The following is a 13408-nucleotide window of genomic DNA, read 5'->3' as shown; positions in this document are numbered from 1 at the left end:
CCCGGAACCAACGGTTTTGGAGACCGCTACTCTACCAATTGAGCTATACCCCTAAGTACATTAGTATTATAATATATGTTTTTATAGTATGTCAAGATATATTTAATTTTTATTTATAAAAAGTATATTTAATTATCTATAGATAGACTATATGATAATTGGAACTAAATCACAAGTTACCATTATTTAAAACATATTTAAAGATTGAGTTTTAGATAGTTTATTTATATTATAAGCTGGTGATGCATGAAATATAATCAAACTAAATTACTTTCATAGAGAGATAAAAATATAGTCCCCTAAATAGGCAACTATATCTTTATACATAAGATTAAACTTATAATTCCATATAGAATTATACTAATTAACCTCTTATTGTTTATTGAAAAATTAAAAACATAGTTATGTTTCCCGTTATAACACCTATTATTAAGCCCATCTCTTATTTCCTTCCATGCTGAAAATAAGTTTTTTATTACTAAAGAACATACATATCCAAAATCCTTAATAGAATTTTTATATCCATTAAATCCCCCTCTAGACTTTACAGCTTTGAAGGTTGTATTAAATTCATCTTCTATTATAATTAAGAATCTTTCCATGGATTTTGCTATGTCTCCAACCTCTCTTAAAAAGTCACTTTTACTCACTAATGATATTATATGATCCAGTGGCGTAGTTAGTGACAATAAACTTATGGTTAATGCTCCATTTAAAGTTCTTAATATTATAATTAGAATAGATGTATTATTTCCTATAAATAAAATAGGTATTATGGACATAAAAGAAAATGTAAATCCTATAGCTAAAAACTTTCCTACAATATTCAAAGGTATTTTAGACTTTAAAACTAATATGGTAATTAGCATTATATTAAAAAGCATAATATAAATATTTTCAGTATATGAACCTAATATAAGAGATACAAAAGTTATCATAAGCTTTTCTAAAGGGTGTATATAAGTATTTTTGTTTATTCTAGCATGTAGATTTATTTCCCTTATCATATTTCTTTTTACCTACAAAGTATCCTATAAACCCTGCTCCTGCTGCTGCTTGAAATGCAAATAAAAAGCTCTCAACTTCTCCTGAAGGTGGCTCCCAAAGGCTTTCAAACCATGGCTCATAGTCCTTATTTATTTCTGTTATTAATTCTTCTGCCTCAGCATCTGCCCCTTCAAAGGGTGCTTCTTTAGATATTACCAATGGAGCTACTATTAATAAAGCACATAAGGCTAATAATATTAAATTCTTATTTTTCATTTTATAGTCCCTCCTTAAGGCTTAATAATTCATCACTACAGTGTTTAGTTACAAAATCATATATTATAACTGATATTATTCCTTCTACTATTGCTAAAGGTATTTGCGTTACTGCAAACAATCCTCCAAAGCTTATGAAAGACTCAAGTATTCCTCCACTACCACTTGGAAAAGCCAATGCAAGTTGAAGAGATGTAACAATATAAGTAACTAAATCTCCTAAGGCAGCTCCTAAGAATACTGCAATTCTTATGTTCTTTTTCTTAAATAGTCTATAAACAAAATATGCTACAAAAGGTCCTACTATCCCCATAGAAAGCACATTAGCACCTAGGGTAGTTAACCCTCCATGAGCAAGGAGTAAGGATTGAAAAAGTAATACTATTAAAGATATAGCTCCCATAACTGTAGGTCCAAATACTATAGCTCCAAGACCTGTACCCGTTGGATGAGATGAACTTCCTGTCACAGATGGTAGCTTCATAGCTGACATCATGAAAACATAGGCTGCCATTAAAGCAAGGAGCATTTTTAATTCCTTATTGCTTCTAGTACTTCTTTTAATATCTCTTATACTCAAGTATAGGAAAGGTAGCGCCAATACTCCATAGAATAAACTCCACTTAAGTGGTAAAAAACCTTCTGCTATATGCATAGCGTAGGCATTGTGTGGTATTGTCATAGCTAAAGCCATAACAAAGATTACATAAAGGATCTTTTTCATTTTATTTCCCCCTAAAAGTTTTATTTTAATAAAGAACCTATTAATATAAATAGAATCCTAATTAAACTCTTTTAATAAGAACTTACTATTACCTATGACTAATTTAATGATGTAAGTAATTTTATACTCTTTTAAGTAGTCTCTTAGTCTTCCAAATAGGATTAAAAGTATTAATCCCACCTAAAGGCAAGAATTCTTCTACTTCCTCTATAATTTATTCTTTTGGTATTAAACCATCTTTCCTTTAGTTAATCCTTTAATGTTTTAATCTTAGATATAGTTATTCTCCCTAAGATAATTTATAACTTCCTCTTCCTTTGTAAATATATTTGTATTTTCACTATCTTCTCTTTCAATGATTATTACATCAACGTTACTATCTAATGCTGACTTCACTTTTTCTAAGGCTCCTCCTTGCACTCCACTATCTTTTGTTATAATTGCCTTAGCATTATACTCCTCAATGAAAGCCTTATTAAGGCTATAACCTATTGGACCTTTTATGGCTACTATATCCTCTGGTCTTATTCCACTAAATAATAATTCATCCATGACCTCTTTAGACGGAAGAACCCTGTGAATTATTCTATTTTTAATATTAAGACTCATTATCTTCTTTATATTTCTACTTCCAGTGGTATTTAGTATATTTCCATCTATTCTATTTAGGATACTTTCTAGCTCCTCATAGGATCTAACCCTTATTATTCTTCTATCCTCTATGCCCTTTAAAACTCCTGGTCTTTCATATCTTACGTACTGAATATTAACATCACTGCAAGCTTCTCTAGCGTTTTTACTTACTTCTTTTGCATAAGGATGAGATGCATCTACTAAGGCTTTTATATTGAATCTAGTTATTAAACTTTTAAGTCCTTCTATGTCCAAAGGTTCTGTATTTAAATAATGTATTTTATATTCCTTTAATAGATCACCACCATAGGAAGTGGCTGTTGATACAACAATTCTATCTGTATATTTATTAGCAAGAGATAAAAATTCTCTCCCCTCTGAAGTTCCTAATATAAATCCTACCACTATGATTCCTCCTAAAAGTAAATCTTACTAAATTCTAAAATACGTTTGAAACTTATATTTTATCTATTAACTTTGTATCCTCTTGGGGTTATAAATTGTCCATTTTTTATAAAGCTCTTAGAATTTCCTATTATCACTATAGAGAACATATCCACAACAGAATCATCAAAGTTTTCTATGGTAAATAGCTTATAACTTTCCCCTTCCCTTAGGGCATGTCTTACAACAGCTACTGGAGTAGAATTTTCTCTATATTGTTTTATAATCTCTATAGCTTCTCTTAAATAATGTGGTCTTCCCTTGCTCTTAGGGTTATATAAGGATATAACAAAGTCTCCCTTAGCAGCTAAATCTACTCTATTTTTTATATCCTCATAAGGAGTCATCAAATCACTTAAACTTATATTACAGTTATCATGCATAAGTGGTGCTCCAACTACTGCTCCTGCCGCACTTGATGCTGTTATTCCTGGTATTATCTCTACATTTTCATCCTCTTTCATTTCAAGAATTAATCCTGCCATACCATAAATCCCTGCATCTCCTGTACTTATAAGAGCTACAGTGTTTTCCTTGCTTAGGGCTAAGGCTTCTCTACATCTGTCCTCTTCTCCCCTCATTCCATTAGAGAATATCTCTTTCCCCTCTAGTAATGGTTTAACCATATCTATATATTTAATGTAACCTGCAACTATATTACTCTCCTCTATAGCCTCTTTAGCCCTTAAACTCATATGTGAAAGTCCTCCTGGACCAATACCTATAACATAAAGTTTTCCCATATTTTTTTCCTCCTGTATCTATATATTTAATTGATATAATACTTTATCTCATAACTAAAATTCTTTTAATCTATAATCTCGCCTATGGTTAATGTTATACCTTCATATTTTAATTTTCCTTTTAATATTGTTCCACCCAGTAGCTCTACTGAAGGTTCTGATACAGCCCTTACCCCAAGGGTCTTAAATACAAAGTCACTTCCTTCATATTTATTATCCACCTTACTTATTTCTTCTCTAGAAAAGGTTTCAAAGGGGCAGTTAAGTAGTGATGCTAAATCATTTATTGCCTTCTCATCCTTTTTTATGTGAGCAGATCCTACCTTAAGTACAGCTCTTTTATCTATGTTATTCTCCTCTAAAGTTCTAGTAACCCACTGTATAAGTTTATTAGAATCCATATTTTTTCTACAGCCTATTCCAAGTACTATATTCTTTGATATAAGTCTTAATACAGTAGCTTCATCTTTTATATTAGTGTCATGTATTTTATTAGTTATCCAAACCATATTGTCACAGGGTGTATAAGCCTCTTCATATCCTTTAGGACAAGTCACTTTTTCCCTGTCATCTTTAAAGAACACTTTTTCTCTCTCTACAAGTCTTGAAGCTATGTATTTCGCTTTTTTTAAATCCTCTATAATAAGATTCTCTTCCTTTGCCACAATATCCGGAGCCACTACCCCTATGGTATCTGTAGCTGTTGTTATTATAGGCTGATTTTTAAGAATCCTTGAAACCTCTAAAGCAAGATCATTAGCTCCCCCAAGATGTCCTCCTACAAGACTTATGGTGTATTTATTACTATAATCAACTACAACAACTCCTGGATCTTTATCCTTCCCCTTAAGAAAGGGTGCTATAGCTCTTACTGCTATACCAACAGAAGTTATAAATATAACACCTTCACAGCTTTCCATTAAATATTTAGTAACAGTAGAAAGATTGAAATTTTCTACTGTATTTTTAGAAAATAATTCTATATCCATACCTTCTTTAATAAGGCCTGCAATTTCATCTCCCCTTGATGTTACACTTATAACTCCTATCATAGTTTTCATCCTTTCTAAAGTAGCATATGTTTTTATAGCCCTTTATTTTTCTGCATCTCTATACATATGAGAGAAGGTTTTATCATATAAAAGACTCTTCTCATAATCACAGTCTATGAAATCTCCTACTAGTATTTGAGCACACTTTTTAATCCCTGCTTCATTTACCTTCTTTGAAATATCATCTAATGTACCAAAGATTATTCTCTCATCTTCCCAAGTGGCTCTTTCTACAACAGCTATAGGAACATTTCTTCCATAGCCCTTTTTAAGCTTTTCTACCACCTTATCTATCATAGATATGGATAAGAATATGGCCATGGATGCTCCAATAGATGCTAATCTCTCTAAATCCTCTGTTTCTGGTACTGGAGTTCTTCCTTCCACCCTTGTTAAAATAACTGTTTGAGTTACAGAAGGAAGGGTAAACTCCTTCTTTATACTAGAAGCCGCTGCTACAAAAGAGCTAACCCCTGGTACTACAGAATACTCTATATTAAGCTTGTCCAGTTCATCCATTTGCTCTTTTATAGCTCCATATATAGAAGGGTCCCCTGTATGTAACCTAACTATCTCTTCTCCATTTTCATTTGCTTCTTCCATAACTTTAATAACTTCCTCTAAAGTCATAGAAGCAGAGTTATGTATTTTTGCCCCTTCTTTGCAGTACTCCAAGTGTTCTTTACTTACTAAAGATCCAGCATATATTACAACATCAGCTTTACCTAATATATCCCTTCCTCTTACTGTTATTAAATCTGCGCTTCCTGGACCTGCCCCTATAAAATAAACCATACTCTCGTCTCCTATCTACTTGCAATTATTAATGACATATAATCTCTACACTTTAATATCTCTTCTCTATCATCTAAGACAATTTGTCCTTCTCTTCCTGCTCTGCTTACATAAACATAGTTAAATCCTTTTTCTTCAAGTGTATTTAAAACCTCTTCTTCTTTTTTATAAACCTTCATTATAACCACATATCTTTCATCCTTTATATCACCTACTCTAGCAGCTGGTATAATTAAAAGAGGTTCATTTCCAACTACTAGGGTTCTATTTACAATACTTGCTGCTGCGCAGAAGGATGTTATTCCTGGTATAGTTTCTACCTGAAATCCAAGGTCCTCCATATGTTTTAAAAGATGAATATATGTGCTATATACATAAGGATCTCCTATGGTTAGAAATACTACTTTCTTTCCTTCTTTAAGCTTTTCTTCTATGGTTTTATAAGCTTCCTTAACTTTTATATCCTTATCTTTAGTTCCCATTGGGAATTGCTTTAATATAACCTCTGTTTTTTCTTTTATATAATCTTTAACTGTTTCTAAAGCTATACTTTCTCCACCTTCTGTAGCTGTAGGTGCAACTATAACATCAGCTTCCTTAATTATTCTTACTGCCTTCATAGTAACTAGTTCTTTATCCCCTGGTCCTACACCTATTCCTGTTAATTTAGCCATTATTAATTCTCCCTTCTTTTATTTAATACTTTCTGTACACGCTATTTTATAATTTATAATTAAACTATCTATTACAGTAACTTTTTATTTTGAATTAAATATAAGTTATATAATAATCTAAAAAATTTCTTAAGATATCTTTATTCCTTGTAATATAAATATTGGATTATTTGAGATCATCATATAAGTATCTTCTCTGTTTTTACTTATGTTAGCTAAGGTTATATCTATCTTAAAATGTAAATCTCTTAATATCTCTATGGCCTTATATGCATTATTTAAAGTTATAAAATTTAATACCATAGTTCCGTTAGCTTTAAGTAGTTCTGAAGATACTTCTATAATTTCCTTAATATCTCCACCACTTCCCCCTATAAATATAGAAGCAAAGGAAGATATATTATTTTTATCCTCTTTAAGATTATTTAAAATTTCAAGAGCCTCACCCTTAATGGTAACTACATTCCTGCAGTTGAACTTTTCTACATTTTCTTTTGTTATATTAAAGGCCTCTTCATCTCTTTCTATAGAATATACTGTTCCCTCTCTTAAAAGCTTTGCACATTGCACAGTTATACTTCCTGTACCTGACCCTACATCAATTACTTTAGAATTTTCTTCTAAGTTTAATTTACCTACTGAAAGTATTCTTATGTCCTCCTTGGTCATAGGACACTTTCCTCTTATAAATTCCTCATCTTTTATAAAAACCATTAAATCACCTCTACTACTACTACACTTAAATCTGAATATTCTTTATTTACAAGTTCCTCTGGCCTTCCTTTTGTTATCCTCTCATTGTCATAGGATAGGTTTTCTCCTATAAAAACCTTACAATTGATTGAATTGTTTAGTAAAAGCTCACATAGTCTCTTTGGGTTATTTTCCTTATCTGTAAGCCAAAAACTGAGTTTTCTATTTAAGACTTCCTTTATGAAGTCTGCCTTTCTTCCATGAACACTAGACACTAAAGCTTCATTCCAGCTCTTCCCCAAAATGCAAGCTAAATACTGAAAAGAGCTTATTCCTGGAGTTATAAATACTTCTCCTTCATAATTGTTCTTTATATAATTACTTATCCCATAGAATGTGGGATCCCCTGATGCAACTAATCCTATATTTTTGTCTTTATTCTCATTTATAAAATTTAAAGTTTCCTTTAATGACTCTACTACTATCTTGTCATTATCTATAAAACCTAAGGATTCTATTGCTCTTTTAAATCCAATAACTAAATCCACCTTATTTAAAACATCCAATGATCTAGGTATAATATAATCCCTATGCCCTGGACCAAGTCCCACAATATATACCATAAAACTCACCACTTCCACAGCTTTTAATTTATCTATATACTTTACAACTCAACTAGAGTAAAAAATTCATCTAAATTAAGCTTTCCTTTATTTTCTAAAAAACTAATAATTTATAAATTTTAATATCTTTATTGCTACAAAAGTTGTTAACTGTTCCCAAATATTCTGCAAAGAACTTTTTTCTCCTTTGAACCATAGTACATAATTATGTTGGTTTCTAGCTCTCCATAAGTATATTTATCTATCCTATCTTTAATCTTTCTCCCTATATTTTCATATAAAGGTGAAAAATCATCTCCTAATAGTTTTACTACAGCCTCTGTGGTTCTTTCCTCTAAAACCTTATTTATAAGCTCTAAGGGATAACCTAATAGAGTAAGCTCTAAGGCTATTACCTCAAGTCTTACATCGCACACTCTGCTATGGGTATTAAAGCATCCAAAGGCTATTTTACTCATCTTTCCTATATGTCCAACTAAGGTAATACTCTTTACCCCTTCAGCTATACAGGATTCTAGAGAAAATCCCACATAGTTTGAAATAACAACTATATTATCCTCCCTGTGCCCTAAATCTCTTAATAAGTCTTCTCCCATATTGCCAAACACTAGTACCAGTTCCTTATTCTTTAAGGCCTTTTGCTTTATCTCAATTTCTATGGATTCCTTTATGGCATCCTCTGACATTGGATATACTATACCGGAGGTTCCAAGAATAGATATTCCACCTACTATATTGAGCCTTGGGTTAAAGGTTTTTTTAGCTATTTCCTCTCCCCTTGGTACAAATATTTCTATTTCAACTCCAAGGTTTTTAGGCTTAACTCTTTTAACCTCTTCCTCTATCATCCTTCTAGGTACTGGATTTATAGCAGCTTCTCCCTCATCCACATAAAGCCCCTCTCCCATAACACGTCCAACACCTTTTCCGCCTTTTAATATAAAATCTTCTTTTGTCTTAGATGCTCTTGCCCATATTTCAATTCCATGGGTAGCATCTATATCGTCTCCACCATCTTTTAATATGCAGCATTCTACATAGTCTTTTCCCTTATTTATTTTTTCTATTTTAAGATTTAACACAATGCCCTTAGGTGTATCTATTTCAATATATTCAATCTCTTCATTGTTAAAAAGCATGTACGTGGCAGCCTTAGCTGCTGCAGTAGCACAAGAACCTGTGGTATATCCACACCTTAATTTTTTGCCACCACTATTTATATAAAGGTCTAACATTATCTCTCCACCACCATATATAAAAGAGCATTGACAATGGCTGCTGCTACTGTACTTCCTCCCTTTCTTCCTGTAACCGTTATGTATGGAATATTAAAACTTTCAAGCTCTTTTTTACTCTCACTAGCACCTACAAATCCTACTGGTACCCCAATTATAAGCTTCGGCTTTGCAGTTCCTTTCTCAATAAGCTCCTTAAGCTTAAATAAGGCAGTAGGAGCATTTCCAAAGACAAATATATCCACATTATCTTCCACGGCCTTTTCTACTCCAGCCATAGAGCGAGTTATTCCTCTTTCCTTTGCTATCTTATGGGTTTCATCTAAATTTACATAACATATAACTCTTCCCTGTGTTTTTTCTAAACCTCTTTTGTTTATTCCTGACAACGCCATATTGGTGTCTGTGTATATAGTAGCTCCTTTAAGTAGAGCTTCTTTTCCAGCCCCTATAGCTCCTTCACTTATTTTTATTAACTCCTGATACTGAAAATCTGCTGTAGTATGTATAACTCTTTTTACTATTTTAAGCTCTTCCTCTGTAAAATTATGAGGTGCCATCTCTTCCCCAATTATCTCAAAACTCTTCTCTTCTATTGCCATGGGGTTTTTAATATAATCCATAATATTCCTCCTTAAGTTCTACTACTAATTTTTATTATTTAAGGAAACTAAGTTCATTAAAAAATCTAAATTTCCAAAGAAGTGTATGTGTGGGTATCCTGCCAAAGTATTATTATTAAAATATCCACAATTCCATTTTAATAACTCACCATCATATCCTTGTTTTTCCACATCATAAATAGCTTCTTCCCCAGTGTCTATTGTTGACTTATGAAACTCATGGCAGTTTATAGATATATGGAGATTATTTTTCATGGTTACTTTTGCATAGCCAAATCTATTTAAAGACTTAGTCATTCTAGTTTTTCCATTAAAAAATCCCACCATTTTCTCCCCATCAATTTCCTCCATTAAGTACATAAGACCACCGCATTCCCCATAGCACTTAAGTCCATTCTCTAAAGCTTTCTTTATACTACTTCTCATAGATATGTTTCTTGAAAGCTCTTCCTTAAATACTTCTGGATATCCACCACCTAGATAAAGAAAATCTATGTCCTCTGGAATCTTCTCATCATTTAAGGGACTAAAATATTTTATTTCCCCTAGCTCCTCTAAAAGTTCTAAGTTCTCTTTGTAATAAAACCTAAAAGCTTCATCATAAGCAACAGCAGTTTTAAGTCCTATATTCTTAACATGAAACCTATCCTCTGAAATTTTTCTTTCTTTAAGATGATCTATTATGCCATCTACATCTACATAACTCTCTATTAAATCATTAACCCTATTTATCTTCTCCATAATGTTCTTGACTTCTACACTTTGAACCAGACCTAAGTGTCTGCTTTCAAGAGCTATGGATTCGTCCTTTGGTATATATCCAAAAACTTTCATATGACAGTTAACTTCTATGGCAGATTTTAAAAGCTTATAATATTTCTCACTTACCTTATTTAATACAACACCTACTATATTGGCATTTCTAAAATCTTTAATTCCATTAAGTTCTGCACATAGGGTTACACTTTGAGCTTTAGGGGTTATAACTAAAAGTATTGGAGTGTTATCTAATACCTTTGAAAGATGATAAGTAGAATAATCTGTATCTATTCCACGTCCATCATAAAGTCCCATAACCCCTTCAATGATCCCTATTTCTCCTTTTCCCCTGTTATAGGAAGCTAAAACGCCCTCTTCTCCCATGAGGAATAAATCTAAGTTTCTTGACTCTACTTTTGTAACTTCCTTATGAAATCCAGGATCAATATAGTCTGGCCCTGCTTTATACCCCTGAACATCATACCCTCTATCCTTAAGCGCTTTCATAAGCCCTAAGGTAAAGGTAGTTTTTCCTCCTCCACTTCCATTAGAGGATATTATAAGAGACTTCATAGATATTCCCCCTTTATTTTCACGAATATTTCGATTATTTGTAGGACTTATTCTCAATTTCTAAAGCATAAATATATTTTTATACTATTTTCTTACTTTAATTTTTTATTGTAAATCAACTACTTCAAAGGTTCATATATATCTTGTAATATCCTTCTCTTTGTCACAGTTAACTTGTAAACTGAAATTATCTTATTGAAAAATATTTAATTTCTATAATTAGAACTTCACTTTAAATATTTAATAAACTTATAATTTCACTAGCAGAACGGGGTAAATTACTAAAATTCTACCTAGGTATATTCCTTAAAATATTAATAAGAATATTATTTAACTCTCTATTTTTTATAGCAAATCGAACATAGCTATTATCAAGACCTTGAAAATTTGATGCCCTTCTTATAAGCACTCCTTTATTAAGACAATATCTATAAAGTTCCTCATCACTTATGTCTTTTAACTTACATAAACAGTAGTTAGATTTTGTGTCATAAACCTTATCTATTATGGAAAGTTTATTTAGTTCACTTATAAAATAAATTCTCTCTTCCTCTATCCATTTGAGGGAATCTTTTATATATTCCTCATCATAAAGTACATAATGAGTACAAAGCTCTGCAAAGGAATTTATATTCCATGGATTTTGTCTCTCTCTTATATAGTTTAAAAGCACATTGTTTCTTGTTACTCCATATCCCATTCTTATTCCAGGAACTCCAAAGAACTTTGTTAAAGCCCTTATTATAAATAGGGATTTATACTTTTCTATAAGCTTTATAAGGCTTCCTTTATAACCATTCATCTCTATAAAAGCTTCATCAATTATTACTACCTTTTCATTGTCTTCACAATAATCAAGAATAGGTATAAAACTCTCTATATCTATAATTCCCCCATTAGGATTATTAGGATTTCCAATGACTAATCCATGAGCTTTCTTAAGCTTTTCTAGTATATCCAAATAATCATAATCCATATTTTCATTCAAACTACTATGTATTACGCTGCCTCCCCATTTTTTAATAGATAAACTATACTCTGAAAAAGATGGCGTAGGTAATACTACTTTTTTTAAACTCGATAATACAAGATCTATAATCTCCGAGGCTCCATTTCCAAGGACTATATCCTCTTCATTAAGTATTAAGTCAAAGTATTTTTCATTATAATAAATCAAATCCTTTTTAAGGCTTCTATATTTTATGTCCGGATATCTTTCTACCATTTGAAATCCTTCAGCTATATGGCTTTTAAAAGATTCTGGAACCCCTTTTGGGTTTATGTTGGAACTAAAATCAATTAAAGTTTTTCCCTTTAAAAGCCCTTCTGTATATATATCTCCTCCATGAATAAATCCTTCTTCACTCATATAATCATCTATCCTCTCTAAAACTATAGATAAACCACATGATAATTGAAACTGAATCACAAGCTTCCATTATTTAATGCATTTCAAAGATTGAGTTTTCAGGTGGTTTATATATAAATACTATGTTTTAAACCTTTACTTATAACTTTAACCGCCACTTGTAATGCTTCTATTTATTAAAATAGATTACTAAACTATGGGAAATTAAGTTTTTATACTATACTAAAAGACTCTACTATTACAACTAAAACCTATAAAACCATTTTAAGTAATATAAAATAAATAAATATTAAAAGTATCTCTGTCCCATACATAAGGACTATAGACTCATTTATGTGATTTTTAGTAAGAAGGTTTATCTTATCACCTATGGTAGGTTTATAAATCTTCTCTCCAAAATATACGTTAGTCCCACCTAACTGTATTTTTAAAGCTCCTGCTAGGGCTCCTTCTGGATAAGCACAATTAGGGCTTTTATGATTTTTCCTATCTCTTATCATTATCTTAAAAGATGTTATAAAATTTCCCTTTACTATGGGACTTATTAAACACATAAGAAGTCCTGTAAGTCTTGCAGGTATATAATTAAAAATATCATCTACCTTTGCTGGAAAAAATCCTATAAATCTATACTTTTCATTCATATACCCTAACATAGAATCCATAGTATTAACTCCCTTATACATCATGGCAAGGGGTGCTCCCCCTACCATGGCATATAAAATAGGAGCTATTATTCCATCACTAGTATTTTCTCCAATGGTTTCTACATCTGCTCTTATAATTTCTTCTTCAGTTAAAGACTGTGTATCTCTCCCTACTATATAAGAGAGCTTAAGTCTTGCATCCTCAATATCATTATTCTTTAAGGAATAATACACCTTCTTACCTTCTACATGAAGACATTTAGCTGCAATGGTTGTCCATAAAATAAGTATATTTACCCCATGATATAAGAACTTATAAGGCTTTAACAAATGTAAAATACCATATGGAATTATAAAGGTGATAAAAATTACTACAATTACTATGAATCCTCCATAGATTTTTAATCCTTTATTAGTCTTTACTATTCCTCTACCTTTTTTCTCTAAAAATCTAATAAGCTTGCCTATGTAAATTACAGGATGGGGAAACCAATAAGGGTCTCCCACTATAAAATCTATAATTACGGCTATGACTAAATCTATAAAAAAACTCATGGA

Annotated in this window: 15 protein-coding genes; all 15 read right to left on the bottom strand. The window is 31.5% G+C overall.

Annotated features, from left to right (window positions below):
- Positions 1 to 311: 311 nt before the first annotated feature.
- The 15 genes from AB2369_RS01035 to cbiB all read right to left on the bottom strand — a co-directional run bounded on the left by AB2369_RS01035 (position 312) and on the right by cbiB (position 13405).
- Positions 312 to 1007 (bottom strand): CbiQ family ECF transporter T component, encoded by a 696-nt coding sequence (locus AB2369_RS01035; protein WP_367664610.1) that lies wholly within the window; start codon positions 1005 to 1007, stop codon positions 312 to 314.
- Positions 979 to 1263: an energy-coupling factor ABC transporter substrate-binding protein gene (locus AB2369_RS01030; RefSeq protein ID WP_367664609.1), complete on the bottom strand. Its 285-nt coding sequence runs from the start codon at positions 1261 to 1263 to the stop codon at positions 979 to 981. The genes AB2369_RS01035 and AB2369_RS01030 overlap by 29 nt, the downstream gene beginning before the upstream one ends.
- Before the next feature lies 1 nt (position 1264).
- A complete protein-coding gene (locus AB2369_RS01025) occupies positions 1265 to 1987 on the bottom strand; it encodes an energy-coupling factor ABC transporter permease (RefSeq protein ID WP_367664608.1) in 723 nt (240 codons plus the stop codon).
- Between the two features lie 270 nt (positions 1988 to 2257).
- Positions 2258 to 3025, bottom strand: coding sequence for a cobalt-precorrin-6A reductase (locus AB2369_RS01020; protein ID WP_367664607.1), 768 nt, complete (start codon positions 3023 to 3025; stop codon positions 2258 to 2260).
- A 59-nt stretch (positions 3026 to 3084) separates the two neighbouring features.
- On the bottom strand, positions 3085 to 3807 hold the full coding sequence (gene cobJ / locus AB2369_RS01015; protein ID WP_367664606.1) for a precorrin-3B C(17)-methyltransferase: 723 nt from the start codon (positions 3805 to 3807) through the stop codon (positions 3085 to 3087).
- Between the two features lie 65 nt (positions 3808 to 3872).
- A complete protein-coding gene (gene cbiG, locus AB2369_RS01010) occupies positions 3873 to 4859 on the bottom strand; it encodes a cobalt-precorrin 5A hydrolase (protein ID WP_367664605.1) in 987 nt (328 codons plus the stop codon).
- A 42-nt stretch (positions 4860 to 4901) separates the two neighbouring features.
- A complete protein-coding gene (gene cobM / locus AB2369_RS01005) occupies positions 4902 to 5654 on the bottom strand; it encodes a precorrin-4 C(11)-methyltransferase (protein WP_367664604.1) in 753 nt (250 codons plus the stop codon).
- A gap of 11 nt (positions 5655 to 5665) precedes the next feature.
- Entirely contained in the window at positions 5666 to 6328 is a 663-nt protein-coding gene (locus AB2369_RS01000; protein ID WP_367664603.1) for a cobalt-factor II C(20)-methyltransferase, read from the bottom strand.
- Between the two features lie 129 nt (positions 6329 to 6457).
- Positions 6458 to 7042 (bottom strand): precorrin-6Y C5,15-methyltransferase (decarboxylating) subunit CbiT, encoded by a 585-nt coding sequence (cbiT, locus tag AB2369_RS00995; protein WP_367664602.1) that lies wholly within the window; start codon positions 7040 to 7042, stop codon positions 6458 to 6460.
- Positions 7042 to 7644 carry a precorrin-6y C5,15-methyltransferase (decarboxylating) subunit CbiE gene (cbiE, locus tag AB2369_RS00990; RefSeq protein WP_367664601.1) on the bottom strand — a complete coding sequence of 201 codons (603 nt, stop codon included), beginning with the start codon at positions 7642 to 7644 and terminating at the stop codon, positions 7042 to 7044. Before cbiE ends, cbiT begins: the two co-directional genes overlap by 1 nt.
- 146 nt (positions 7645 to 7790) lie before the next feature.
- On the bottom strand, positions 7791 to 8879 hold the full coding sequence (gene cbiD, locus AB2369_RS00985; protein WP_367664600.1) for a cobalt-precorrin-5B (C(1))-methyltransferase CbiD: 1089 nt from the start codon (positions 8877 to 8879) through the stop codon (positions 7791 to 7793).
- Positions 8879 to 9502, bottom strand: a complete 624-nt coding sequence (locus tag AB2369_RS00980; RefSeq protein WP_367664599.1) for a precorrin-8X methylmutase — start codon at positions 9500 to 9502, stop codon at positions 8879 to 8881. The genes cbiD and AB2369_RS00980 overlap by 1 nt, the downstream gene beginning before the upstream one ends.
- A 24-nt stretch (positions 9503 to 9526) precedes the next feature.
- Positions 9527 to 10834: a cobyrinate a,c-diamide synthase gene (locus AB2369_RS00975; protein ID WP_367664598.1), complete on the bottom strand. Its 1308-nt coding sequence runs from the start codon at positions 10832 to 10834 to the stop codon at positions 9527 to 9529.
- 289 nt (positions 10835 to 11123) lie between these two features.
- Entirely contained in the window at positions 11124 to 12185 is a 1062-nt protein-coding gene (locus AB2369_RS00970; RefSeq protein ID WP_367664611.1) for a histidinol-phosphate transaminase, read from the bottom strand.
- Between the two features lie 269 nt (positions 12186 to 12454).
- Complete coding sequence (cbiB, locus tag AB2369_RS00965; RefSeq protein ID WP_367664597.1) at positions 12455 to 13405, bottom strand: adenosylcobinamide-phosphate synthase CbiB; 951 nt, start codon at positions 13403 to 13405, stop codon at positions 12455 to 12457.
- Positions 13406 to 13408 lie beyond the last annotated feature (3 nt).

The sequence above is a fragment of the Clostridium sp. genome (assembly GCF_040797585.1).
In the GTDB taxonomy this organism is placed as follows: Bacteria; Bacillota; Clostridia; order Clostridiales; family Clostridiaceae; genus Clostridium_Z.
This window is presented reverse-complemented; position numbering and strand designations above follow the sequence as displayed.

Bases quoted from the DNA above. Each gene is read 5' to 3' on its own strand.
- AB2369_RS01025 (WP_367664608.1), bottom strand. From the start codon at position 1,987: ATGAAAAAGATCCTTTATGTAATCTTTGTTATGGCTTTAGCTATGACA.
- cbiG (WP_367664605.1), bottom strand. From the start codon at position 4,859: ATGATAGGAGTTATAAGTGTAACATCAAGGGGAGATGAAATTGCAGGC.
- cbiE (WP_367664601.1), bottom strand. From the start codon at position 7,644: ATGGTATATATTGTGGGACTTGGTCCAGGGCATAGGGATTATATTATA.
- AB2369_RS01035 (WP_367664610.1), bottom strand. From the start codon at position 1,007: ATGATAAGGGAAATAAATCTACATGCTAGAATAAACAAAAATACTTAT.
- cbiT (WP_367664602.1), bottom strand. From the start codon at position 7,042: ATGGTTTTTATAAAAGATGAGGAATTTATAAGAGGAAAGTGTCCTATG.
- AB2369_RS00975 (WP_367664598.1), bottom strand. From the start codon at position 10,834: ATGAAGTCTCTTATAATATCCTCTAATGGAAGTGGAGGAGGAAAAACT.
- cbiD (WP_367664600.1), bottom strand. From the start codon at position 8,879: ATGTTAGACCTTTATATAAATAGTGGTGGCAAAAAATTAAGGTGTGGA.
- cobM (WP_367664604.1), bottom strand. From the start codon at position 5,654: ATGGTTTATTTTATAGGGGCAGGTCCAGGAAGCGCAGATTTAATAACA.
- AB2369_RS00980 (WP_367664599.1), bottom strand. From the start codon at position 9,502: ATGGATTATATTAAAAACCCCATGGCAATAGAAGAGAAGAGTTTTGAG.
- cobJ (WP_367664606.1), bottom strand. From the start codon at position 3,807: ATGGGAAAACTTTATGTTATAGGTATTGGTCCAGGAGGACTTTCACAT.
- AB2369_RS01000 (WP_367664603.1), bottom strand. From the start codon at position 6,328: ATGGCTAAATTAACAGGAATAGGTGTAGGACCAGGGGATAAAGAACTA.
- AB2369_RS01030 (WP_367664609.1), bottom strand. From the start codon at position 1,263: ATGAAAAATAAGAATTTAATATTATTAGCCTTATGTGCTTTATTAATA.
- cbiB (WP_367664597.1), bottom strand. From the start codon at position 13,405: ATGAGTTTTTTTATAGATTTAGTCATAGCCGTAATTATAGATTTTATA.